This window comes from Novosphingobium sp. KACC 22771 (genome assembly GCF_028736195.1).
Lineage (GTDB): Bacteria > Pseudomonadota > Alphaproteobacteria > Sphingomonadales > Sphingomonadaceae > Novosphingobium.
The window spans coordinates 780,644-803,813 of the sequence record NZ_CP117881.1; the positions used below are offsets into that span (position 1 = coordinate 780,644).

General features: G+C 64.7%; 16 protein-coding genes. 6 read left to right on the plus strand and 10 right to left on the minus strand.

Annotated features, from left to right (window positions below; all coding sequences use genetic code 11):
• The first annotated feature begins 153 nt into the window (after positions 1 to 153).
• The 5 genes from amyA to PQ467_RS03450 all read left to right on the plus strand — a co-directional run bounded on the left by amyA (position 154) and on the right by PQ467_RS03450 (position 5,414).
• Entirely contained in the window at positions 154 to 1,635 is a 1,482-nt protein-coding gene (gene amyA / locus PQ467_RS03430; protein WP_274175155.1) for an alpha-amylase, read from the plus strand.
• A gap of 135 nt (positions 1,636 to 1,770) precedes the next feature.
• Positions 1,771 to 2,676, plus strand: a complete 906-nt coding sequence (locus PQ467_RS03435; protein WP_274175156.1) for an alpha/beta fold hydrolase — start codon at positions 1,771 to 1,773, stop codon at positions 2,674 to 2,676.
• A 26-nt stretch (positions 2,677 to 2,702) separates the two neighbouring features.
• The gene (locus tag PQ467_RS03440) at positions 2,703 to 3,560 is read left to right on the plus strand and encodes a formate/nitrite transporter family protein (RefSeq protein ID WP_274175157.1); all 858 of its coding nucleotides are present in this window, start codon (positions 2,703 to 2,705) and stop codon (positions 3,558 to 3,560) included.
• A gap of 100 nt (positions 3,561 to 3,660) precedes the next feature.
• On the plus strand, positions 3,661 to 4,203 hold the full coding sequence (locus tag PQ467_RS03445) for a ferritin-like domain-containing protein (protein ID WP_274175158.1): 543 nt from the start codon (positions 3,661 to 3,663) through the stop codon (positions 4,201 to 4,203).
• A 26-nt stretch (positions 4,204 to 4,229) separates the two neighbouring features.
• Positions 4,230 to 5,414 carry a mechanosensitive ion channel family protein gene (locus PQ467_RS03450; protein ID WP_274175159.1) on the plus strand — a complete coding sequence of 395 codons (1,185 nt, stop codon included), beginning with the start codon at positions 4,230 to 4,232 and terminating at the stop codon, positions 5,412 to 5,414.
• On the opposite strand, the gene PQ467_RS03455 is transcribed toward PQ467_RS03450, so the two are convergent.
• The 9 genes from PQ467_RS03455 to PQ467_RS03495 all read right to left on the minus strand — a co-directional run bounded on the left by PQ467_RS03455 (position 5,393) and on the right by PQ467_RS03495 (position 19,651).
• Entirely contained in the window at positions 5,393 to 5,674 is a 282-nt protein-coding gene (locus PQ467_RS03455; protein ID WP_274175160.1) for a GNAT family N-acetyltransferase, read from the minus strand. The genes PQ467_RS03450 and PQ467_RS03455 overlap by 22 nt on opposite strands.
• 61 nt (positions 5,675 to 5,735) lie before the next feature.
• A complete protein-coding gene (locus tag PQ467_RS03460) occupies positions 5,736 to 6,824 on the minus strand; it encodes a glycosyl hydrolase family 8 (protein WP_274175161.1) in 1,089 nt (362 codons plus the stop codon).
• A complete protein-coding gene (gene bcsD, locus PQ467_RS03465) occupies positions 6,814 to 7,317 on the minus strand; it encodes a cellulose biosynthesis protein BcsD (RefSeq protein WP_274175162.1) in 504 nt (167 codons plus the stop codon). The genes PQ467_RS03460 and bcsD overlap by 11 nt, the downstream gene beginning before the upstream one ends.
• An 11-nt stretch (positions 7,318 to 7,328) precedes the next feature.
• Entirely contained in the window at positions 7,329 to 10,877 is a 3,549-nt protein-coding gene (locus tag PQ467_RS03470; protein ID WP_274175163.1) for a cellulose biosynthesis protein BcsC, read from the minus strand.
• Positions 10,874 to 15,400 carry a UDP-forming cellulose synthase catalytic subunit gene (gene bcsA, locus PQ467_RS03475; protein WP_443192992.1) on the minus strand — a complete coding sequence of 1,509 codons (4,527 nt, stop codon included), beginning with the start codon at positions 15,398 to 15,400 and terminating at the stop codon, positions 10,874 to 10,876. Before bcsA ends, PQ467_RS03470 begins: the two co-directional genes overlap by 4 nt.
• Before the next feature lie 50 nt (positions 15,401 to 15,450).
• Complete coding sequence (locus tag PQ467_RS03480; RefSeq protein WP_274175165.1) at positions 15,451 to 16,164, minus strand: nucleotide-binding protein; 714 nt, start codon at positions 16,162 to 16,164, stop codon at positions 15,451 to 15,453.
• Positions 16,164 to 16,550, minus strand: coding sequence for a hypothetical protein (locus PQ467_RS03485; RefSeq protein WP_274175166.1), 387 nt, complete (start codon positions 16,548 to 16,550; stop codon positions 16,164 to 16,166). The genes PQ467_RS03480 and PQ467_RS03485 overlap by 1 nt, the downstream gene beginning before the upstream one ends.
• Before the next feature lie 120 nt (positions 16,551 to 16,670).
• Positions 16,671 to 18,950 (minus strand): patatin-like protein, encoded by a 2,280-nt coding sequence (locus PQ467_RS03490; protein ID WP_274175167.1) that lies wholly within the window; start codon positions 18,948 to 18,950, stop codon positions 16,671 to 16,673.
• A gap of 53 nt (positions 18,951 to 19,003) precedes the next feature.
• A complete protein-coding gene (locus PQ467_RS03495; protein WP_274175168.1) occupies positions 19,004 to 19,651 on the minus strand; it encodes a trimeric intracellular cation channel family protein in 648 nt (215 codons plus the stop codon).
• Between the two features lie 197 nt (positions 19,652 to 19,848).
• Between PQ467_RS03495 and PQ467_RS03500 the strand changes: the two genes are divergently transcribed.
• Positions 19,849 to 21,135 (plus strand): sugar MFS transporter, encoded by a 1,287-nt coding sequence (locus PQ467_RS03500; RefSeq protein WP_274175169.1) that lies wholly within the window; start codon positions 19,849 to 19,851, stop codon positions 21,133 to 21,135.
• A gap of 112 nt (positions 21,136 to 21,247) precedes the next feature.
• Here PQ467_RS03500 and PQ467_RS03505 read toward each other — a convergent pair whose 3' ends face one another.
• Positions 21,248 to 23,050: a DEAD/DEAH box helicase gene (locus PQ467_RS03505; RefSeq protein ID WP_274175170.1), complete on the minus strand. Its 1,803-nt coding sequence runs from the start codon at positions 23,048 to 23,050 to the stop codon at positions 21,248 to 21,250.
• Positions 23,051 to 23,170 lie beyond the last annotated feature (120 nt).

Here is a 23,170-nt window from a genome sequence, read left to right on the forward strand (position 1 = left end):
GGTTGTGAAATGGCCTTGGGTGGGCCGGGTTCCGTCCGCTTTTTCGGTTGGGCGACAAAAAACAACGCCTGATGGATCTTATTGCCTTTCGCACATGCAACAAAGATCGCCTGTGAAAGTTAGGCCAACAGCACGCTCATCTTGGGAGGCATCATGGCCCGCACTCTGCTGCAATTCTTTCATTGGTATTATCCCGGAGGCGGCCAATTGTGGCGCGAGGTGGCGCAAAAGGCCTCGTCGCTGGCCGAGATGGGCGTGACCGACATCTGGCTGCCCCCCGCGACCAAGGGGGCCGAGGGCGCCAATTCGGTGGGCTATGACACGTATGACCTGTTTGACCTTGGCGAATTTGAACAGAAGGGCAGCCGCGCCACCAAATATGGCCCGCGCGAGGATTTGCAGCAGGCGATTGCCGCCGCGCGCGAGGCGGGGCTGGGGGTGATCCATGATGCCGTTTTGAACCACAAGATGGGCGCCGATGAAACCGAGCGCGTGACGGTTCAGCGGGTGCGCGAGGATGACCGCAATGTCTTCGAGGGCGAACCTTTCGAGGCCAGCGCCTTTACGCGCTTTACCTTTCCGGGGCGGGGCGGGGCGCATTCGCAATTTGAATGGAATGCATCCTGCTTTTCGGGCGTCGATTACATTCAGGACCCCGACGGCACCGGCGTCTTTTCCATCCTGAACGAACATGGCGAGGGGTGGAATGAAGAGGTCGATGAGGAACTGGGCAATTTCGATTACCTGATGGGGGCCGATGTCGAATTCCGCAATCCGGCGGTCTATGAAGAGGTCAAATACTGGGGCCGTTGGATGGTGGAGCAGGTGGGGGCCGATGGCTTTCGCATGGACGCGGCCAAGCATATTCCGGCATGGTTTCTGCGCGATTGGGTGGGGCATCTGCGCGAAACGGTGGCGCCCGACATCTTTGTCGTGGCCGAATACTGGAACCCGGATGTCGATGCGCTTGCGCTTTATCTCGACCGCGTGGACCGGCAATTCGCGCTGTTCGATGTGGGGCTTCAGCATAATTTCCACCACGCCGGGCGCGCCCATGCCGATTATGACCTGCGCACGATTTTTGACGGATCGCTGGTGGCGGCCATCCCCGAACATGCCGTCACCATCGTCGCCAACCACGATACCCAGCCGTTGCAGGATCTGGAAAGCCCGGTCGAGCCATGGTTCAAACCGCTCGCCTATGCGCTGATCCTGTTGCGCGAGGGCGGGCTGCCCTGCCTGTTCTATCCCGACCTTTACGGCGCGGGCTATGATGATGCGGGGGGTGACGAGCAAACGCATCATGTCGACCTGCCCGCGATTGAATGCCTGCCCGCGCTGGTCAAGGCGCGCCGGACCTATGCCCATGGCGCGCAGACCGATCTGTTTGCCGAGCCCAACTGCATCGGCTTTATCCGCCATGGCACGGCCGAGCAGGCAGGATGCGTGGTCGTCCTCTCCAACGCGGGCGATGGAGCGCGTGAGGCCGAATTGGGGGGCGACCATGCCGGGGCAACCTTTGTCGATTTTCTGGGCCATCATCCCGGCGAGGTGACGCTGGATGAGGGCGGCAAGGGCGTATTTCCCGTTCGCGGCGAGAGCGTGAGCGTCTGGGTGCGGCGCGATTCGCTCTAGCGGGCGGCGCGGCCTGCAACCTTTTGCCCGCCGCGCGCTTCCCATCCTATGCACCGGGGCGTTTGCCCCGCCTCCCGGTCATCAAGGCCGGTCATCTGGGCCGGTCATCTGGGCCGGTCATCAAGGAGCGCCACCATGACCCATGTTCTGACCCGCGACGGCACCGCCATCTATTCCAAATGCTGGGGATGGGGGAGGCCCGTTGTCCTCCTGCACGGCTGGCCGCTGACCGCCGACAGCTGGGACCCGATCGCTACCATTCTGGCCAATGCCGGCTTTCGCGTGGTCAGCTATGACCGGCGCGGATTTGGCCGCTCGGACCAGCCCTCGCATGGCTATGACTATGACACGCTTTCCGATGATCTGGCCGAGGTCATGGCCTTTCATCGAGTTACCGATGATGCCGCGCTGATCGGCTTTTCGATGGGCGGTGGCGAGGTGGTGCGCTATATGTCGCGCCACAATCGCGGCGTGGTGTCACAGATTGCGCTGATCAGCTCGGTCGCGCCCGGCCTGATCCAGACCGACGACAATCTGGATGGCGTGGCTCCCGAAATCTTTGTCGATATGGAAAAGCAGCTGGTCGATGACCGCGCCCATTTCTACACGCGCTTTTTCAAGCAATTCTATGGCGTTGGCCTGATCGACCGCCCGGTCAGCCAGGAAGTTCTGGACCATGCCCGCGCCATGGCGATGCAGGCCGGGCTGTTGCCCACGCTGGCCGCGATGCGCGCCTTTTCGCACACCGATTTTACCGCGGATCTGGGCGCGATCGACGTGCCGACGCTGCTGATCCATGGCACGGCCGATGATATCGTGCCCATGCGCGCCACATCACAGCGCGTGGCCGATGCGGTGGGGATGGCCGGGCTGGTCGAATATGGCGGCGCGCCCCACGGCCTGTTTGCCACGCGACAGGATGATCTGGCCAATGATCTGATCGCTTTCCTGCGCCATCGGCTGGCCCCCATCCGCAGCGTGGCCGAGCAGGCCGCGCTCGACGTGGCAACGGCCAATGCCGTGGTGGCCCCCTCGATCTGAACCGCGCACACCAACCGGAGACCTGCATGGAAAGCAGCGAAGCGAAAAACCCATCCCCGGCGCTGGAGGCGCGCGAACGCGACATCGCGCTGACCGAGAGCGAGCGCGCCTCGGTCGCCTCGGCAAAGGGGGCCAATACCAAGGTGATCCACGAGGTCGTGCGCCGCCATGGCGACGAGGAAATGGAGCGCCCGGCCTTTTCGCTGCTGATGTCGGCGCTGGCGGGCGGGATTGCCATCTGCGCCTCCATTCTGGCCGAGGCGCAGATGGAATTATTGCTTCCGGATGAAAAATGGCGACCGCTGGTGGCCAGTCTTGGCTATTCGGCGGGCTTTCTCGTGGTGATCCTGAGCCATCTGCAATTGTTCACCGAAAGCACGCTCTCGGCGGTCATCCCGGTCGCCACCCATCCGCATCGGTCCAATGTCTTGCGGCTGCTGCGTTTTTGGGGGCTGGTGCTGGGGGCCAATCTGCTGGGCACCTTCATCGTCGCGCTGGCCTTTGAACGGCAATGGATCGTGTCGGCCCCGCTCTATGATGCGATCCTAGAACTGTCCGCCCGCTTGCTTGAGCGCGACTGGTGGCAAACCTTGCGCATGGGCATTCCGGCGGGCTTCCTGATCGCGGCCATCCCGTGGTCCTTGCCCACCACGCGCGGACAGGAATTCTGGGTCATCCTGCTGCTGACATGGCTGATTGCGCTGGGCGGCTTTGCCCATGTGGTGGCCGGATCGGGCGAGGCATGGGTGCTGATGCTGGACGGGCGGATCACCTTTGCGCAGGCGGTGATGGATATCATCCTGCCCACGCTGCTGGGCAATGTCATCGGCGGCACGGGCCTGTTTGCGGTGCTGGCCCATGCGCAGGTGCGCGAGGAATTGTGATTGGCCCGCCCATGCGATGGGCATGGAACGATTGCGCCCCAGAATTATTCCCAGACCATGTGGCGCGCAACGGCGGGCCAACAAAAACGGAGCAACCCCTATGGCAACCCGCAATCTGTCGAAAGAAGACACGTTCACCTCGACCGCCGAGCTTCGCGCCAAGGCCAAGCGCGCGATTGCCGATGGACCTGTAACCGCCAGCTTTCCCGCCGACCGCGAGGTGATCATTGCCCGGCTCAATCTGGCTCTGGCCACCGAATGGGTCTGCGTGATGCGCTATATGCGCCATTATTACACCGTGAACGGCCCGACCTCCGGCCCGATCAAGGCCCATTTCCTTGAACATGCCCAAGAGGAGCAGGCCCATGCCGACAAATTGGCCGAGCGCATCGTGCAATTGGGCGGCGACCCCGATCTCGATCCGGCCACGCTGACCAAGCGTTCGCATGCCGAATATACCACCGGCGAAACAATCGAGGAGATGATCCGCGAAAACCTGATCGCCGAACGCATCGCGGTCGATTCCTATCGCGAGCTTGTCCAGTTCCTGGGCGACCGCGACCCCACGACCCGCGCCCTGATCGAGAGCATTCTGGCGCAGGAAGAAGAGCACGCCGACGAATTGCGCGATCTCTTGCCGTAAAGCATCAGGCCGCAGGATAATCCCCCATGAGCAATGCCACCCCCACCGCCACGCCTTCGGTGATGGCCAGCGCCCATCCCCTGCGCCCCGGCGATCTTCGCGCTATGGTGCAGGATCTGTCGAACACCACGCTGAACTGGATCTCCGACTATTGGTTGCAGATTGCCATTTCGGCGGCGGCGGCCGCGGCGATCATGAGCCTGCTGTTTGCGCTGCGGCGGTGGGGGCGGCGCAATTACGATCCCCTCGTGGGTCCGGCCTCGATGCGCGCGGTCTTTGCGCAGGTGGTGATGCGGACCACGACCTTCTTCATCGTCATTCTGGCCATCCGGGTGGTCAGCAAATATTCCCAGATGCCCGACAATCTCGAACACTGGATGTTTGTGTTCTTTGCCATTGCCTCGGTCATTCAGGGGGCGATCTGGACCCGTGAACTGATCCTGGGACTGATCGAACATCGCACCTCGGCCAAGAATTTTCAGGGCGAAACGATCCTGAATGCCATGGGCCTGATCCGCATATTGGTCAGCTTTACCGTCTTTGCGATTGCCGCTGTGGTCCTGCTGGGCAATATCGGGGTCAATGTCACGGGCATGGTCGCGGGTCTGGGCGTGGGCGGTATCGCCATCGGCCTTGCCGCACAGGGCATCTTTGCCGACCTTTTCGCAGCGCTGGCGATCATTTTCGACCGGCCCTTCAATCGCGGCGATGCGATCAGTTATGGCGATTCAAGCGGCACGATTGAAGCGATCGGGCTGAAATCCACCCGCATCCGCGCCTATACCGGCGAATTGCGCGTGATCGCCAACCGCAACCTGCTCGACAAGGAAGTGCTCAACGTTTCCGGGCGCAATCATATCCGGCTGCCCTTCATGATCGGCGTGGCCTATGAAACCCCGCCCGATACGCTGGAGCGCCTTCCCGGTATCCTTAAAGAACTGGTCGAGGCTGAGGGCGGGATTGCCGCGCGCGCGGGCTTTGAAAAATTCGGCGAAAGCTCGCTCGATTTCGCGTTGCAGGTGGACGTGCCGGGCAATGACTGGCCGCTGGCGCATGATCTGCGCAACCGCCTGCTGGTGGCGATCATGCGCCGCTTTGCCGCCGAGGGGATTTCCATCCCCTATCCGACCCAGACCACCTATACCGCCGCGCCCGATGGCCGCCTGATCATGCCCTATGCCGAACCGGGTCAGGCCAGCACATCGGCATAATCGGGATGCCGTTTGGCCCAGGCCACCATGAACGAGCAGCGCGGGACCAGCTTCAGCCTCTGATCGCGGGCCAGATCAAATACCCCGCGCGCCAACGCCCCGCCAATTCCGCGCCCTTCAAAAGCAGGCGGCACTTCGGCATGCAGCAGGTGATAGGCCCCGCCATCATCAACGCGATAGTCGCAAATCGCCATGGCATCGCCCTCAATGGGCATTTCAAAGCGCTGGCGGGTCTGATTGAGCGTTACGGGGGCGGTCATCCATCGGTCTCCTTCATCGCAAAGATGTGGATGATGGGCCGCCCCCGCAAGGGCCATCCTTCTAACGCAGGTTGCGCGTCAGCAATTGCAGCACGCAGCCGTAATAATCCTGCGCCAACGCCTCGGTCTTGAGCGGCTGGTTCAAGGTGCGTTGCACGATGTTGAGCCCACCCGGCGAGAGGGCATAGGGCGCCTCGGCCCCGGAATACACATCGACCCATGCCGGGATCGGCTGGCCCTGTGCCTGCTTGCCGCGCCAGTAATCGGCAATCGGGGCCACCAGCGCCCCGCGCCGCGCCGCCACCGCGTAAAGCGCCACGCGCACCGCATCAAAACCGAATTGCGGCGGCTTGTCGGGGGCGGGCTGGGGCATGCCGTCGGCCCCGATCACGATCCAGTCGGTGGGCAGATTATGCACGCCAAAGCGCGCCTTGCGCAGCAGGTTTTCGCAGGTTGCGATCACCGGGCCCCAAGCGCCCGCGCCATCCAGCGCGGCAAAGGTGTCGAGTGCGGGAAAGATGAAATAGGACGGGTTGAGCATCAGCCGGTCGCCCAGATCGAAGCCCGCAATACCCGGCATCAGATAATGCTGGCCCCCGCGCGCGATCACCAGCCGCTCGCGGATCGCCTGCCGCATCTGGCGCGAGCGGGCCTCCCACGCGCCCACGTTCCAGCGCCGCGCCGCCCGCGCCAGCGCCAGCGCGATCAGCATGTCGCCATCGGTGGCATTGTTGGGATCGGCCACGGGATTGTTCGACCGGGGATCATAGCGCCACGAATAAAGCGCCATGTCGGGACGCGAAAGATGGGCCTGCGTCCAGTTGTACATGGCCTCGAACGCCGGACGGTCGCCCAGCGTTGCCGCCATCAGCATGCCGTAACCCTGACCCTCGGTATGGCTGACCCCGCCGTTGCCGGTGTCCACGATCCGGCCCGATGCGTCCAGATAGATCTGGCGAAAGCTGGTCCACATGCCGTCAAGGTTCCTGGGCGCGTCGATGGACTTTTGCCCGCCCGACTGCTTTTGCCCCATCGGCCCTTCGGGTGCCACCGATTTGCCTTCCCCCTTGCGCGAACAGCCCACCATCAGGGCGGCGCTGGCGGCCATCAGCATATGACGACGGTCGAACAGCATGGTCTTATCTTGCATCAATCTCTGCGCCATGGCGGATTTCAATGATATTGTCCGCGCAGGACAACAAACGGGTCTGCAACGCTTCCGGGCTGCCCATCGCGCGCATCCAGCCGTCATAGGCCCCCAGCAACAGCGCAGGCAGCGCCGCGCCCCAGTGGAAATCGGGGTCATAGGGAATGGTGGCCGGGGCATCGTGATGATGGATCAGCACGCCCTGAAGGTCGAGCGTGATCTCCGCCTCGCCCAGCCCGACGCGCGACCAGACCGCATTGACCGCGCCCTGAAGCTCGCGCAGGTCGCGCATCGCCGGGATCGGGTTCTGCCGCGCCAGTCGCTGGCCCACGGCGCGGAAAAAGCCCTGCGCCTGCTCCTTGCCCGCATTGGCAAAGATTTCCGATACGGCCAAAGCCGCGATCACCGCCAATCCGCGCTCCGAGGTCAGCGGCGGTAAAGGCATGTCATCCATCGTGCCCCTCCCCGTGGGTGTCCCATCATATGCAAGCCTCATCGATGCCCCCTTCACTTGGTGCTACCAAGGGATTGACGAATGCCCAGCATCGAGCGGAATTCGTCATAATTGCCAAAAGTATTATAGCTGACCTCGCCGCCCACGCGGGTGGCCGGGCCGATGCGATAATAGAGCGAGGTCTGGGCCGACATGCCGAAACCGGTCTTGCTCAGACTGTCGTAATAATTGCGCACATCGCTGTTGGTGGCCTTCAGCGCGTTCAACTGAGCCTGCGCCGCTGCATCGTTGGGATACAGATCGGTGCGGTTTTGCGAAAAGCTCTGGAAGCCCGGCGTGCCCGCCACCTTCAGATCCAGATTGCCCTTTTCATAGGCATAGCGGATCGGAAAGCTGAGCGCGAGGAAGCTCTGCGGGCTGAAATAGCCGCCCTGGCCCCATGTGAACTGGTTCTGGTTGTTGGCATAGGATTGATAATTGACGTTCATCCCCGCCGTGATCGAGGAATGCTCGCCGCGCCACGCCCGCATATAGCCGCCGACATTGACCTCGACATTGTTGTTCGAGGCGACATTCGTGCCATTGTAACGGTTATAGCTGACGTCACCATAGGCGCCATTACCATTGTTTTCATACGAGTAACCAACACCGCCCCCGGTGCGCATCACCTGGCCCCAGGTCTGGCCCGTGACGGGATCGCGCGTTCCGGCATAGGAGACGACGCTGTCGGTTACCGGCTTGCGTTCAAACCATGCGCGCGCGGTGGCATGCTCGGACATTTGCGGCGTGACGGCCACGCGCCATGTGGCCCGCGTGTTGCCAAAGCCGACCGGCGTGGTGCCGCCCTCGACCTGAACCAGCTTGTCGGCATAACCGGCGCTGAGCGCGACGCCCGAGGCGCGCTGGGTTTCGGCGTTGATCAGTGCGGAGGCGACCTTGTTGACGATGGCCTGCGCCTCGATCGTGGCGTTGCGGCCAAAGCGGGCAAGGCCCGACCCAGTCGGCCGCCCGGCATCAATCACCACCGCCTCGGCGCGGGCAAAGACGCGGCCGCGGCCAAGCCCGGTGGACAATTGGGCATTGGTCTTCATCTCGCTTAATTGCGAGAGGCCGGTTTCGCCCTTGCGCGCGCGGAACGAGGCGTTGACCTCGGCGCGCGGGCCATTGTCAGCGGCCAGGCCTGCAATGTCGCGCTCAATTCCCGCCAGCACTGGATCGACGGGTGCTTGCGGGGTTGCCACGAAAGGGGCGGCGTTATTCTGGGCGCCTCCGGCAAAACCGTTGCCCGGCAGGCCGCCCCATGTGGCCGGAGCCGGAGCCGATTGCGGGGCAAAATTGTTGCCATAGGCCGGATTGTTGCCCTGCGGCGAGAAACCGCCCTGCGGCGCGCCATTGGGCTGATACCCGTTTTGCGGCGCGTATCCGTTTTGCGGTGCAAAGCCTGCGGGCTGCTGCGCCGTGCTCATTTGCAGACGCGTGCCCCCGCCCAGCGTGAAGGGATTGGGCATCGTGGGCGCGGCGGGCTGCTGCTGTTGCTGCTGCGCGCGGAAGGGGTTGGCGTCGGGCGCCTGCTGCGCGGCCTGCATGCCATCGGCGGCAAAGGGCGAAGAGGCGAAGGGATTGGCGCCGTTATTGGTGCCGCTGCTGCGCTGATAGACATCGCGGGCCTGTTTGAAATAGCGTGTCGCGGCCGAGGCATTGCCGCGTGCCTGCTCGGTGCGGGCGGCGGCCAGCCATACCTCGTAATTATTCGGATTTTCACGCAGCAACTGGGCCTGCGCCTGCTGGCTCAGGCTCTTGTCGCCCGCCGCCTGCGCGGTTTCCATCAGGCCCGAGAGCGCATCGCGGTTCTTGGGATCGCGCACCAGAATCATCTGGAAGGTCTGCGCCGCGCGGGCATTCATCCGGCCCGACTGATAGAGCCGCGCCAGCGAGGAAAGGATTTCCGGGCTGTCGGGCGCGGCGTTGAAGGCGGTCTGGAGCACGTCAAAGGCCTGCGCGAATTGACCCGCCTGACGCAGGCGGTCGGCCTGCTGGGCGGCCGCGCTGGCGGCCATGCGGGCCACGGCGCGCTGGCCATTGGGGTCGCCTGCGGCCAATTGCGTGGCCTTGGCCATCGCGGTGCGGGCCAGATCATCGCGCCCCGTGCGCACGGCCACGCGCAGGATCGCCTCATAACCGGCGATTTCGGAAACCGGCCCGTTGATCGCCTGCTGGGCCATCGAGGCGGCGTCGAAATTGTCGCCCAGATCAAGCAGCGCCTCGGCAATCGCGGCCTGCTTGACTGGCGAGAGGCCCTTGGTGCCGCCCAATTGCTTGAGCACACCGACCGCTTCGCCCTTTTGCCCGTTGGCGGCAATCTGCTTGGCGCGGATGATGGCGGTGTCGATCTTCAGCCCGATGGCGAAATTGCGCATCGGCGCCGAGCGCGCCTCGTCCGGGATACGGTCGATCAGCCCTTGCGCATTGGCGGTGCGGCCCAGATCGGCATTGAGCATCGCGGCGGCATAGAGCGCATCGGGATCGGTCGAGGAGGACAGCGAGGCAATCAGGCTCTCGCTTTCGGGCACGCGGCCCCGGCGGATCATGAAGCGGGCAAATTCATAGCGGATCCACGGATCGCTCTGGTCCAGCATGATGCCCTGCTGAAACGCCTGTTCTGCGCCGAAATCGTCGCCGCGCGCCGCCGCCGAAAGCGCCGCCCCACGCGCCGCCCGGCTCTGCAAACGCTGGCCGTTGGTGCTGTCCTCGCCGCCTGCCTGACGATACATGTCCGCCGCATCGGCAAACCGGCCCTGACGCTCATAGATGTCGGCCAGCAATTCATAGGCGCCGCCATTGTCGGCATAGCCCGAGCGCACCAGCGCCTCGGCGGCCTTGCGCGCATCGTCCAATGCGCCGCGCGTCACCATCGCCTGCGCCTCCTGAAGCGAGGCGAAATAGCGCGCCGATTCCAGCGCTTCCTTCCATTTGGACGCATCGCCAAGCTGGCTCGCCTGCGCCAGCGCATCGCGGGCCTGGGCAAAGCGGCCGCGCTTGAGATCGACCAGACCAAGCCCGCCCAGCGCATCGGCATCGCGCTTGTTGCGCGAGAGGGCGGATTGGAACTGCCGCTCGGCGCCTTCCAGATCATTGTCCTGAAGTTCGCGGAAACCGATTACGCGGGCCTGACCGGCGCGGTCGGCCGCCGAAGGACCGGCGGGCGCGGCGGCGCGCGGCGCAGGGGCGGGCTTTTCGACCGCCGCCACCGGTGCGGGCCCGGCGCGCGGCGTTACCGGGCGCGGGGCCGGGGCGCGGGCGGGCTGGGGCGCCGGGGCCAGAGTGCGGGTCGGCTGGGGCGCGGGTGCCGGGGCGGCGGCGGGCGAGAGCGCCCGCTTGGCCACCGCATTGGCCGGGTCCAGTTCGAGCGCGCGGCGCCATGCCTGCACGGCCAGATCGTGCCGCCCCTTGCCTTCCCAATATTGGGCCTGATCCAGCAGCGTCTTGACCCCCGATGCCTGCGCATGGGCGGGCGCGGATGCCATGCCAGAGGCCAGCATCGCTGCGGCCAGCGCTACGCCTGTATTCCAGCGCATTGCGCGGCGTTGAGAGGCGATGCTCACTTCTTGTCCCCCTTGTGTTGGTTCAGGTCGGCAGGCGCTTCACCTTGCAGGCGCTTCTTGGCCTGACGGGCAAAGATCAGATAGACAGGGCCGGTCAGCAGCAGGGCCAGCAGCACCCCGCTCAGCGCCATCAACAGCGGGCGCTGGCTGAACCAATAGGCCATTTTCATCCAGAGCGGCAGGCTGCCCGCCCAATAGCGCGGCCCGATGGCAAAGCTGTTCATGCCGTCGCCCGTCGTGACGGCAAGGTCGCCCTGGATCTGGGCGTTGATCTTGTCATCGCTCATGCCGTCAACCAACTGGGGCAGTGTGGCGGTGTCATCCGCCACCAGCGCCACCACGCTGCGACCCGAGGAGAAGGGCGATTCAAAAGCGACGATGCCGTTAAAGCCCTTGGAGGCATAGACGGTGTTTTCAACGTCTTCCTTGCTGTCCTTGCCCCAGCCGCCAAACAGGCTCTCGACATATTGCAGGGGCGAGCGTTCCGTGACCTTGAGCGTGCCGCCCTCATTGCGCAGCGGCGCATTGGCGAACAGCGCGCCGCCCGCCAGATTGGCGCTGCCGATCACCAGCACATCATGGTCGGCCGTCTGTTCACCATTGCCGCCCATCGAGACGGTGACGCCCGTGGTGGCAACGCCGGTCGAATCGCCCAGACGGCCCATCATGTCGAGGAAAGCCTCGATCGCCGGTTCGCTGGGGTGTTCATCCATCACCACCACCGTTTCCGACAGATCGGGGCGCACGGTGAAGGGATAGCCCGCGCCTGCAAAGCTGGCCAGATCAGGCATCTGCAGCCCATGCCATGCGCCGGTCAGGTCGATGGTCGAATTGGGATCAAGGCCCACGCGCACATTTTCAGGCAGCGTGCCGGTGCACTTCTGCTTGTCGGCCATGATGAGGTTATAGTCGAAGACCACCTCGTTCGAGCCGAACAGGTTATAGCGGGGCAGACCCACATTGCCGCGACCATTGACGCTGTTCGCGCCCGAACCATACCACAGGCGCTGCCACCAGGTCAGCCCGGTCAGGGGCAGGGTCTTGAGGAACTGGCCGTTGATCGACACGTCCATGCGCGAACCTTCGCGGTCCAGCCACTTGGCGTCGGGATAGGTATAGCCAAGGCTGAGCGAGCCGCCCTGACGGGGCCAGAAGAACAGGTCGGGGGCCAGACGGAAGCGCGCGGCCAGCGGGCCGGGCGGCAGGCCCATGCCCACCAGCGCATAGGGCGCCATGATCTCGCCCAGCTTGACCTCGCGGCCCGTGGTCAGCCAGCGCGGCGCGCCATAGCGCGGCCAGGTCGGCACGCGGGCATTGTCAAAGCTCATCTGGGCGCCGCCCGGAATGCCCTTGGCGCTGGCCAGAGCGGCGGCGGCAAGGCGGATTTCGGCATCATTGCGCCCGGCAATCACCAGCAGCATGCCGCTGGCATCGGCCGGGTTGCGGATCATCGTGGCGGTCGCGCCATTGATCGGCACATTGATGCCCAGCGCGGGGGCCTTCATGAACACGATAGCATTGCCGGCGGGCAGGCGGCCCACCATCGGCTTGAAGGCAAAACCGCGATAGGAGGCAAGGCTGCCCATCCACGAGGAGATGCTGGCGGCGGCCTCAAGATCGCCATGGGTGGGCGCGGCGGCAAACACAAAGGGCAGGCGCAGCGCGCCATTGTCGTGGCGGTCAAAGAAGGGGCCGGGCAGGCTGGCCAGATCGGGCGCCTTGGGCAACGATTGCACCGTCAGGTCAAAACCGGACTGAACATTGCTGACATTGGCCCAGAGCGAGGAGTGGAACGGGTCCTCGCAATCGCGGGCGTAATGCGCGATCAGGCGCAGGTTGAGCTGGTTGTCGCCGGGCAGGAACAGCGCGGGGTTGACCGGGATCTTGAGCGTGATGCCGCCCGCATTGTCGCGGGTGAGGGGCACGGTCTGGACCACTTCGCCATTGAGCAGCACGACGAGCTGCGACAGATCGCCCAGCAGCGCCGGGCTCCATGCCGCGCGCAGCGTGACCAGCGCGTCGGTGACGATATCGTTGGGGCGCATGCCGAAGGGAATGCCGATTTCGCCGCGCGTGCCCGCCAGACGGATCGGCGTCTTGATACGCAGGTCCTTGAAGGTCAGGTGTTCGCGGCGCGTACCGGTGGTGCCCGTCGAAATCAGCGGGGCGGAGGGCGCAGCGGCCTCGGGCGCGGTGGTGGCGGCAGCGGCCACCGGGGCCTGAGCGCGCAAGGCGTCATGCGGGGCCAGCATCGAGGCGACCATCACCGCCAGCAGGCAGGCGGCGGCCTTGACCCCGCCGATGCCCTTGGGTGCGGCCACCGGGCGCGCCATCAGCATGGGGCGCTCGACCACTTCCGGCTCGGCAGGCTCGGCCGATGCCTCGGGGCGCGCGGTCGGCTTGTCCTTGGCGGCTTCCTTGGCGGTCTGAACCGGCTTGCTGGGCAATTCAGCAGCGACGGCGGCGGCCTGCGCGCGCTGGGCCCGCATCCGGCGACGTTCCTCGACATTCAAACCAAGCAGGCGCTTCAACGTCATCAGATCGACGGCAAGAATATCTTTCACAGACCGCAGTTCCCCCACCGGATCAGGTGCCGACATTTGCCATGCATCTGCCCGTCCCATAACAGCACGCACTAGCTTGCGGCCCATGGCCATGTCCAGCGGGTGGAACCGTACAAATGCGTATCCGCGCGCCGTGCGAATAGTATCCACAGGAATAACCAAACGGTCAGCGTCCATGTCGAGCGCGATATGGGTCAATTCCGGCTCGCGCACCGGCAGATCGGCGGGCAGAACGATAGCCGCGCCGCCCATCGAGATGTCGCGCGTGACGCCGGTGATGGCATGGCCCGACTTCAGATACAGCGTGACCGGCAGTTCGGCATGGATGCGAATGTCCTTGCGCGCCTGGCGCGTTTCGCGCGCCACCGACACGGCGGCCAGCAGGATGATCAGCGAGAAGCTGGCCCAAGCGGTGTTGAGCAGCAGCGTGTCGATCTGGATGTTGAAGCTGGACTGGAAGAACAGCAGCTTGATCCAGCCCATCGAGACGGCCCCCGCCAGCAGGGCGATGGCCACCAGATGGGGCTTCACAATGGCCCAGTCAAAGAAGGTCTGGTCCAGCAGGTCGCCCTTGTCGGTCACGTTGAACTTGCCCTTGCGCGGCTGGAACCAGGTCATGACCGTGGGCTTGACCAGATGGAAGGCCAGCATGGTTTCATAGACCTCGCCCCAGAACGGGCGGCGCCAGCCAAGCTGCGAACGGCCGCTGAACACCTGCGAACAGACGAGGTGGGGCGCGGAGAAGGCGAAGATCAGCGAGGCCGAGGCCTGAATGATGTTCTGGCCAAAGATCAGATAGGCCAGCGGGCTGGTCAAAAACACGATGCGCGGCAGCGGAAACTGAAAGTGCATCATGGCGTTCAGGTAGCAAAGGCGCTGGGTAATGCTCAGCCCCTTGCCCCACAACGGGCAGTCGATGCGCAGGATCTGGGTCATGCCGCGCGCCCAGCGGATGCGCTGGCCCACGTGCAGAACGAAGCGTTCGGTGGCCAGGCCCGCCGACAGGCGCGCCTCCAGATAACCGGTGTTCCAGCCCATGCGCTGCAATTTGAGTGCGGTATGGGCGTCTTCGGTCACGGTCTCACCGGCAAAGCCGTTGGTGATCTCCAGCGCCTCGCGGCGGATGATCGCGCAGGAGCCGCAGAAGAAAGCCGCGTTCCACAGATCGTTGCCGCCCTGCACCGGACCATAGAACAGGTCGCCTTCGCCCGGCATGTCGCCCACCACATTGCCCAGATTGCGCTGGACCGGATCGGGCGAATACATGTGGTGCGGCGTCTGCATCAACGCCAGCTTGGGATCCTTGTCAAACCAGCCGACCGAAAGTTGAAGGAACGAGCGGGTGGGCACGTGGTCGCAGTCAAAGATCGCGATCAGCTTGCCGTCGGTCTTCTTCATCGCCGCGTTCATATTGCCCGCCTTGGCGTGCAGGTTGTTGTCGCGCGTGATATAGCCGCAGCCCGCCTTGCGGGCGAAAGCCTTGAATTCCGGGCGCTTGCCGTCGTCCAGAATATAGACGTTGAAGCGGTCGGCCGGATAATCCATGTCCATCGCGGCATAGACCGTGTTGCGCACGATCGAGAGGCTCTCGTTATAGGTGGGGATGTAAACGTCCACCGTAGGCCATTGCGAGGGATCGCCCGCCGGTTCCACCACGGGGCGATAGAGCGGCCAGCTGGTCTGAATAAAGCCCAGCACGAGGATGACCCAGGCATAGGCTTCGGCCAGATAGAGGCCCGTGCCCAGCGCCGCTTCGAGCGGGCCGCCGAAGGACAGCGTCTGGGTGGTGCGCCAGAACAGATAGCGGGTGGACACGATCAGCGAGAGCAGGCCGATGGCCAGCGCGCCCTTTTGCGATTTCCAGCGGTTGATGATCAGCGCGCCCACGATGGTGGCGCCGGCAAATTGCCATTGCGATTTGGCGTCCAGCGGCACGGTGATGACCGCCACCGCGACCATCGCCAGCAGCACCCATCCGGCCAGACGGCCAATCTTGGGGAGATAATCGATCACGCCGCTTCTTCCTCCGTCTGGGGGGGAGCGCAAACCTGCGCGATGGTCTTGGCCAGAGCGCGGATGTCGGCCAGGGCGCCGCTGGCCGGGGCATGGGCGGGCAGCAGCTTGGCCATGGCGACGGCTTCGTTGACCGATTCGTCCTCGTGGATCGACCCGATCAGCTTGCCCCCCAGCAGTTCGCGCAGAAAACTGTTGGCGTTGCGGGCGAAGCGGCGGGTTTCATCCAGCCGGTTGATGATGAAGGCGGTGTAATCCAGATCGATCAGCGGCGTGCCCGGAATAACCTGCGTCAGCGCGGCCAGACCCAGCGCGGTGGGCGAGACCGGCACCACCATCAGCGCGGCATGGGGCAGCAGCTGATCGCGCAGCACGGTATCGTCGCTGGCAATGTCGGCCACCACGAATGTACCGCCCGAAAAGGGCAGTTCGCCATTGTCGAGCGCATTGGCAAAGGCGGGCTCATGCGTGGCGCGCCAGCCCTGACGCAGCGACACGCCGCCCACCGTCAGGCCCTGGCTCTCGGGCGCTTCCAGATCGGGGATCTCGCTGATCGGTTTCAGGCCGAAATAGAGCTTGAGACTGTCCTGACGGGTCATGTCGATGGCGGTGGCGCCATGACCGGCCTCGGCCAGCGCCATGGCCAAATGGGCGGCCACAAAGCTGGTGCCGGCGCCGCCCTTGGGCGAATGGCAAAGGATCAGCGGCATCAGAGCTTTCCTTGTTCGATTTGCTGGGCCAGCTTTTGCAGCAGGGCATGAACATCGCCGGGCGCGTCTTCGGTGTTCTGGCCGCCATAGCGGGCGAACAGGCTGCTCAGATCCTTGGAGGCCGGGGCGGCCTCGGCGCGCGGCGCTTCGCTTTCAGGCTGCGCGGCGGGCGTGACGGCGTGGGCGGCGGCCGCGTGGGCGGCATTGGCGGTGATCGCCACCTCGCCATGATCCTGTGCGGGCGGAGCGTTAAGGATACGCGGATCGTTGATCAGCGTTTCAAACAGGGGCCAGAGTTCCACATCGCTGAAGCGATCCGCAAATTCCTGGTAATGGAATTCCCGCTTGCCTAATTTGGCCAGCAGATTGGCCACGTCCTTACGCATGAATCGACCCCTAGGTTTGTTCCCGTATAAACCTGCATGTAAATGGTTAACAAACGCTAACTTCGGGGTGTTTTTCGAGCGAGATTCTTGGGATTTCGGGCGTTTTTGGGGCCTAAATTCTTAATAGGGGCGAATCGGCAACTCGGCGCGAAGCCCGGCAATCAGGCCCGAATCGGCCGTCAGCTTGCCCTCCTCCTCGTCCAGAATCGCCCGAAACAACGCGCTCAGCAGTTCTGAGGTTTCCTGTGGCAGGAAGGTGCCGGGGGCGGTGGACTTTAACAAATCGACCATGCGCGCCGCGCCCTGCAACCGCCCCATCAAGTAATCATGTTCGCGATAGGCGCGGCTGAAGAAGGCGGCAAAGTGATGAAATTCCTCGCCTTTCAGACGGCGCGACAGGCCCGTTGCGCTTTCCCCCCGCGCCACATCGCGCGGCGATATACGGTCGATCTTGACCGGGTTCATCTCGGCCTCGCCCTGTCCGCGCGTCAGCGTCAGCGTGGCCACATCGTAAAAGGCAAAGCCCAGATAGGCCAGCAGCATCACCTGGCCCAAGGCGGCGGGCAGATGGCGGATGGCATCAACCAGCAGCGCATCGATCCGCGCATCCAGATGCGGCAGCGCCCCCGCCGAGGCGATTTCGCGCAGGACATCGCCCGGATGGATCAGGACCCGCGCCGATTCGACCGCCACCGGCCCTTCCACGCTTAACGCCAGCGACAGCCCCTGCCATGCCGCATCGCGCGCGGCGGCGTGGTGGTGGGCGGAAACATCGGTCAATTCCTCGCGCGCTTCCTCCAACCGGCGGATCAGGTGGCGCATCCGGCGCAGGCGGAACCCGCTGTCATGGCTGCGCAAAAAGGCGTGCATCTCGCTCGACATGCTTTGCCCGGCGGTGCCTCTTGCGCGCAGATTGGCTTCGGCCCAGCGGCCCAGCGCCCGGCGGATGGCCGCGCCCGTCTGTTCTGCCTGCGGCGTCATCGGCTCATCGGGGGTCAATGCCTGCGCCAAGGCGTCCAGCGTGATCTCCAGCTTCATCCGCGCATAGGCCTGATAGGCAAATCCGGCCTGTTCGACGGCGGCGGCATGGGATGCCTGTCGCCACGCCGCCATTTGCGCGCCATCGGGGCAGGTGTTCAGCACACCGCGCCCCAGCGCGAGGCGCACCGAGGCCTCCACCTCGGGCTGGATCGCGGCCATGATCTGGCGCACGCGGGCCATTTCGGCCGATTGCCGGGCCAGGGCCTCCAGATTGTCGCGGATCGGCTGTTCACGCGGGATGGTCGAAATGGCGCGAAAAATGACGCTGAAAAAGCCGGGCGCGCCGGTGGGGCGCAGGTTGGCGACGGCATCCTGCGTCGGGTCGATATAGAGCAGGCGCCGGTCCACCTCGCGCTCGGCGGGGCGCGAGGGCAGGGCGGCGATGGCCTGCGCAAAGGGCGCGTTGACGAGGATCGAGCCATCCATCAAGGCCGCCTCATCCACCGTTCCAGCGGCAAAATGGGCGGGCAGCACGCGCGAAAGAAAGGCGGCGCGCCCGCTCCATTCCTGGTCGCGTTCGGTCATCAGCCGGTCGATTTCGGTGGGCAGCAGCGGCGGGAAAGCGCCGGGAAAACTGGCCGAGGCGCGTGCGGCAAAGACCAGTTCGGGCAGGGCCGCCAAGGCGCCATGCCCGGCATGGGCGCGAAAGCTGATGTCTACCCGATGTTCGCGTTCCTCCACCCATGGCGGGCTGTTGAGCGCGACCTTTTCGGGATGCCCGGCATAATCGGTCGCGGTGGTGAACAGGTCGAGCGGATGGCCCCGCGGCAGCAGCGCCGCCCCGCAAGCCCCGCCCGCCATGGCATCCAGCGCCTCGGCGATCAGGCGCGAAAAGCCGATCCCGCTGAAGGGCGCCTCGAACCAGCGTGAGCGTACCAGCCGGTTGAGCTTGGCGCGGATCTCGTCGTCAATGGCCGATGAGGTGTGCGAAATGGGCGATGTGCGCGCCAGCAGCATCCGCACCAAAGGCACCGCCCATTGCTTGGCAAAGCCGGTCCAGCCCTTGTCATCGGCATCGAGCAGGCAGTCGATATCGGCCCGCTCCAGCCACAGCCGCGTCAAGGGTTCAAGCGATTGCCCGCTGTGGATCGCCTGGGCCAGAAACACGCCGTTCAGGCCCCCCGCGCTGGCCCCGGCCACAATATCGGGCAGCACGCGCAACTGGATCGCCGTGCGCTCGGCGATCCGCTCCAGCATCTGGGCATAGATCCGTTCGCTGGGTAAAAGCTCATCGGGGCTGTGGCGAAAGCGGCTGGCGCGGGCCAGTTTCCACACTTCCTTGGTCACGCCATGCATGTAAACCGCAAGGCTGATCCCGCCGTAACAGACCAGGGCGAGACGAAGCTCCTTGTGCCGCATAGGTTACTGTCTGCGCCCAATATCGGGGCGGCGCAAGAACCTAAATGTTTCGCCTAGAGGTCTTTGTAAGCCGGAAGCCCCAATTGCCAGCGGATCGCGGCAAAGCGCAGGACCAGCCCGCCCAGAAAGCCCGCCGCCATCGCCACCCAGCCATAGGCCCCTATGCTGACCAAGGCGACATAGCCCCCCGCCGCCAGCGCGGCCGCCGTGACGTAAATCTCGGGCCGCAGCACGATCGATGGCACGCCGGCCAGCATATCGCGGAAAATCCCGCCCATGCAGGCTGTCACCACCCCCATGATCGCGGCGGGCAGCGGCGGTATGCCAAAAGACAGCGCCTTGGCCGCGCCAAACACGCTGTAGGCGGCAAGGCCGATGCCGTCGAACCATTCCAGCGCCTGTTCGGGCCAGACCCTGCGCGGGGTGAACCACACCAGCAGCGCCGCACCCAGGCAAATCGCAATCGGCGCGGACCGATGCATCCAGAATACCGGCGCCCCGATCAGCACATCGCGCAAGGTGCCTCCGCCCACGCCCGTGATCGCGCCGAAAAACATGAAGGTGACCAGCGTCTTGCGCATCCGCGCCGCCGCCAGCGCGCCCGAGACCGCAAAAACGGCCGTTGCCGCCATGTCCAGCCATGGCATCAGCCATGCCGAAGCATCCACCACAGGCTGAACAGAGAGGGATGCGGGCACCATTCATCGCTTTTTCGTCAAGGCGAGCCAATTTGCAAGCGTATGCGTGATGGACAGACGCTTGACAACGTTGTCTGGATTGCCGAGGGCTGGGCCGCTTGGCGCCTTGCATACCTATATCTGCGGCCGCGCCATTGCTGCAACGGGATCTGTCGATATGACAGGCGCACAAAGGCACAAGAGGAGGGGGATTTACGCCCATGGCATTGGCTCCAGACACCAAAGGCAGCGCGCAGGCGGGCCAGAATATCGACGCACCGGAATTGCGCCTGTTTGTCATGGCGCTGTTCTTCATCTTCGGCGGCATCACCAGCCTGAATGACGTCATCATTCCCAAGCTGAAGGATCTCTTCACGCTGAATTACACCCAGGCGATGCTGGTGCAGTTCTGCTTCTTTACCGCCTATGCGCTGATCGGCCTGCCCGGTGCCGCGCTGGTCAAGCGGATCGGCTATATGCGCGGCGCGGTGGCGGGGCTGTTGATCATGATGGTGGGCTGCCTGCTCTTCATCCCGGCGTCCAAAAGCGCGACATATGCCATCTTTCTTGCCGCGCTCTTCGTGCTGGCCAGCGGCGTGGTGGTGGTGCAGGTTGTCACCAACCCGCTGATTTCGCTGCTTGGCCCGGCCAAGACGGCGCACAGCCGCCTGACCTTTGCGCAGGCGTTCAACAGCCTTGGCACGGTGATTTTCCCGCTGGTGGGCGCGCCGCTGATCCTTGGCCGCCTCAAGGACGTGAAGGCCGAGGACCTGACGGGACCTGCGCTTGATGCCTATCGCATGGCCGAAACTCAGACCGTTGTGAACACGTATACGCTGCTGGCCGCCGCGCTGGCGCTGGTGGCGGGCGTGGTGTGGTTCAACCGCAACCGTTTGAAGGGCGAGCGTCACGAAAAGACTTCGCTGGCTGCGGGCTTTGCGCTGCTTTCGCAAAAGCGCTTCGGTCTGGGCGCGCTCTGCATCTTCCTTTATGTCGGCGCGGAAGTGTCGATCGGCTCGCTGATCGTCAACTATTTGAAGCAGTCGAACGTGCTGGGCCTCGATGATGCGGCGGCGGGCGGCTATATTCCCTATTACTGGGCAGGCGCGCTGGTGGGCCGCTTCCTCGGTTCGGCGCTGCTGCGCGTGGTATCGCCGGGCAAGGTGCTGGCCTTCAACGCGATTGGCGCGATTGCGCTGATCCTGATTTCCACCAACACGCATGGGGTGGTTGCGGCCTACAGCCTGCTGCTGATCGGGCTGATGAACTCGATCATGTTCCCCACTATCTTTAGCCTCGCCTGCGAAGGGCTGGGCCCCAAGGCGGCCGATGGTTCGGGCATCATCAACATCGCCATCTTCGGCGGCGCGGTGGTGCCTCTGGCCACGGGCGCGATTGCCGATGGCATGGGCAGCCTGGCCCTGTCGCTGGCCTTGCCCGCGATCTGCTATGCGGTGATCGCCTATTTCGGCTGGTTTGCGCGTCATCCGGCTGCGGCGGAGGGTTAATCCCCTTCGCGCCCGGATGGGGCGCATCCAAAAGCGCCCCATCCGGGCACAGCAAAAAGGGCGGCGGAACCGGGTTGGTTCCGCCGCCCTTTTTGTTTGTTATGGACGAGCCTCAGTCGCGGCCGCGCGGGCCTTTGCCCTTAAAGCCGCCGCCAAAGCCGCCCTTACCGCCCGCAGGCTTGGGGCGATAGGGCTTCACGCCATGCGGGTGCTGGGCATGGCCTTCGCTGTGCGGAGGACGGCGTGCGCCGGGGGCGTGGCGGCCCTTGCGGTGTTCGCGGGCCTGTTCACGCGGGCCGGTGGCGCTGGGCTCGATGTTGACGCCCGACTCATCGTCACTGCCCGGAACGGCAGTGCGCGCCACGGCATTGCCGAAACGGTCGGCCAGATTGCGCGGGATCTGCACAAAGGTTTCGTTGGCGCCGATGCGGATCGCGCCGATCTCGCCACGCGTGACGTGGCCGCGACGGCACAGCAGCGGCAGGATCCAGCGCGGATCGGCGTTCTGCTGACGGCCAATGTCGATGCGGAACCATGCCACATCTTCAAAGCCGGCGCGGTGGTGGGCCTGACGGATGTTGTCGGGCGCAGATGCGATCAGCTCTTCGGGCTGGGGCAGCGAGGCGCGATGCGAGCGAACCAGCGCCAGCGCCAGTTCCTGCGCACTGCGCTGGCTCATCAGCTCTTCGGCGATGGCCAGATCCTCGGCATCGTCCTCGGCATCGACCGGGGCCAGCAGCTTGTCGAGCATGCGCTGACGGTCGGCGGCGCGGATGGCTTCGGGGCTGGGAACCTCGGTCCATTCGGCCTCGATCCGCGCGCCGCGCAGCATCATTTCCACCCGGCGACGGCGCGGGAAGGGCACGATAAGGACAGCGGTGCCCTTCTTGCCCGCGCGGCCCGTGCGGCCCGAACGGTGCTGAAGCGTTTCGGCGTCACGCGGGATTTCCACATGGACCACCAGCGTCAGATTGGGCAGGTCGATGCCGCGCGCGGCAACGTCGGTGGCCACGCAGACGCGGGCGCGGCGGTCGCGCAGAGCCTGCAGCGCGTTATTGCGCTCGTTCTGGCTGTGCTCGCCCGACAGGGCCACAGCGGCAAAGCCGCGCTCGACCAGCGTGGCGTGCAGGTGGCGCACATTGTCGCGCGTGGCGCAGAACAGGATCGCGGTGTCGGCCTCGTGGAAACGCAGCAGGTTGACCACGGCATGTTCGATGTCGGCCGGGGCCACGGTCATCACCTGATAGGCGATATCGCCATGGCCGCGGTTTTCGCCCACGGTCGAAATGCGCAGCGCGTCGCGCTGATAGCGGCGGGCCAGCGCCACGATCTGACCCGGCATCGTGGCCGAGAACAGCAGCGTGCGGCGGGTTTCGGGCGTGGCTTCCAGGATCTGTTCCAGATCCTCGCGGAAGCCCATGTCGAGCATTTCGTCCGCTTCGTCCAGCACGATGGCCTTCAGGCCCGAGAGGTCAAACGCCCCGCGCTCCAGATGGTCGCGCAGACGGCCCGGCGTGCCGACGACGATATGCGCGCCAAAGTTGAGCTGGCGGCGCTCCTTCACAGGGTCCATGCCGCCCACGCAGGTGACGATACGGGCGCCCGCCTGCGAATAGAGCCAGGTCAGCTCGCGGCTGACCTGCAGCGCCAGTTCGCGCGTGGGGGCGATGATCAGCGCGAGCGGATCGCGCGCGGGCGGCAGCATTTCGCCGCCATCCAGCAGGTCATTGGCCATCGCAAGGCCAAAGGCCACGGTCTTGCCCGATCCGGTCTGCGCCGAAACGATGAGGTCGCGGCCATGCGCTTCCTCCTTGATGACGCTGGACTGCACCTCGGTCAGCGAGGAGTAGCCCTGCGCCTCGATGGCGCGAAGGATGCAGGGGGCGAGCGTGGCGGGAAGGTTCGATTCGGTCATGCAAACTCTTGTGGCTCTGCCCCGGTGGGGGCAGGAGGAATGGAAACATTCGGTAACAGGCCGCCAAAGGGGCCAAAGAGGGCGCGACAACAGCCAGCAGCCCGTCATATGGGGCGCCCA

Excerpts from the sequence above, each read along its gene's own strand:
- PQ467_RS03495 (WP_274175168.1), bottom strand. The coding sequence starts at position 19,651 with ATGGTGCCCGCATCCCTCTCTGTTCAGCCTGTGGTGGATGCTTCGGCA.
- amyA (WP_274175155.1), top strand. The coding sequence starts at position 154 with ATGGCCCGCACTCTGCTGCAATTCTTTCATTGGTATTATCCCGGAGGC.
- PQ467_RS03460 (WP_274175161.1), bottom strand. The coding sequence starts at position 6,824 with ATGCAAGATAAGACCATGCTGTTCGACCGTCGTCATATGCTGATGGCC.
- PQ467_RS03455 (WP_274175160.1), bottom strand. The coding sequence starts at position 5,674 with ATGACCGCCCCCGTAACGCTCAATCAGACCCGCCAGCGCTTTGAAATG.
- PQ467_RS03440 (WP_274175157.1), top strand. The coding sequence starts at position 2,703 with ATGGAAAGCAGCGAAGCGAAAAACCCATCCCCGGCGCTGGAGGCGCGC.
- PQ467_RS03445 (WP_274175158.1), top strand. The coding sequence starts at position 3,661 with ATGGCAACCCGCAATCTGTCGAAAGAAGACACGTTCACCTCGACCGCC.
- PQ467_RS03485 (WP_274175166.1), bottom strand. The coding sequence starts at position 16,550 with ATGCGTAAGGACGTGGCCAATCTGCTGGCCAAATTAGGCAAGCGGGAA.
- PQ467_RS03480 (WP_274175165.1), bottom strand. The coding sequence starts at position 16,164 with ATGCCGCTGATCCTTTGCCATTCGCCCAAGGGCGGCGCCGGCACCAGC.
- PQ467_RS03450 (WP_274175159.1), top strand. The coding sequence starts at position 4,230 with ATGAGCAATGCCACCCCCACCGCCACGCCTTCGGTGATGGCCAGCGCC.
- PQ467_RS03435 (WP_274175156.1), top strand. The coding sequence starts at position 1,771 with ATGACCCATGTTCTGACCCGCGACGGCACCGCCATCTATTCCAAATGC.
- PQ467_RS03505 (WP_274175170.1), bottom strand. The coding sequence starts at position 23,050 with ATGACCGAATCGAACCTTCCCGCCACGCTCGCCCCCTGCATCCTTCGC.
- bcsA (WP_443192992.1), bottom strand. The coding sequence starts at position 15,400 with ATGGTCGCGGTGGCGGTCATCACCGTGCCGCTGGACGCCAAATCGCAA.
- bcsD (WP_274175162.1), bottom strand. The coding sequence starts at position 7,317 with ATGAGGCTTGCATATGATGGGACACCCACGGGGAGGGGCACGATGGAT.
- PQ467_RS03490 (WP_274175167.1), bottom strand. The coding sequence starts at position 18,950 with ATGCGGCACAAGGAGCTTCGTCTCGCCCTGGTCTGTTACGGCGGGATC.
- PQ467_RS03500 (WP_274175169.1), top strand. The coding sequence starts at position 19,849 with ATGGCATTGGCTCCAGACACCAAAGGCAGCGCGCAGGCGGGCCAGAAT.